Genomic DNA, 651 nt, shown 5'->3' with positions numbered 1-651 from the left:
ACACGTTCTGCCGGGAGATCGGGGTGGAGCGCCCGCATGTCGCGGGCAACTCGCTCGGCGGCCTGCTGGCGCTCGAACTCGGGCGCCAGGAGCTCGTCAGGTCCGTCACCGCCCTGTCGCCCGCGGGCTTCTGGTCGGAGCGCGAGCGGGTGTACGCGTTCACCACCCTGCGGGCGATGCGGCTGGCTGCCCGTTCGATGCCGCAGCCGGTGATCGAGCGGCTGTCGCGTACCACGGCGGGCCGGGCGGTGCTGGTGAGCTCCATCTACGCGCGGCCCGGGCGCCGTTCGCCCGCGGCGAGCGTCCGGTGGAAGCCGGTGGCCTCGCGCAGCGCATGCGTCTCGGCGACCGCCGCCGCGGGCGGGAGCGTGCAGTTCACCGACGACGTGCGGGAGGTGCCCGTCACCATCGCCTGGGGCGAGCGGGACAGGCTGCTGCTGCGGCGCCAGGGCGTGCGCGCCAAGCGGACGATCCCGGGGGCGCGACTGGTGCGGCTGCCGGGATGCGGCCATGTGCCGATGAACGACGATCCGGCGCTGGTCGCGCGGGTGCTGCTGGACGGGAGCCGCTGAGCCCGGCGCGCGACCTCGCCCTCCGTGTTCATCCGGGGTTCGCGCCCCGGCCTCCGCCGGGGACCAGGCTGAGGGCCTC

Annotated in this window: 1 protein-coding gene; it reads left to right on the top strand. The window is 75.6% G+C overall.

Going from position 1 to position 651, the window contains the following annotated elements:
• Nucleotides 1-572 (top strand): alpha/beta fold hydrolase (locus EAO77_RS37850; protein WP_147992793.1); only part of this gene is annotated, 572 nt, incomplete at its 5' end.
• Nucleotides 573-651 lie beyond the last annotated feature (79 nt).

The organism is Streptomyces sp. T39, assembly GCF_008042045.1.
Taxonomy (GTDB): domain Bacteria; phylum Actinomycetota; class Actinomycetes; order Streptomycetales; family Streptomycetaceae; genus Streptomyces.
This window is presented reverse-complemented; position numbering and strand designations above follow the sequence as displayed.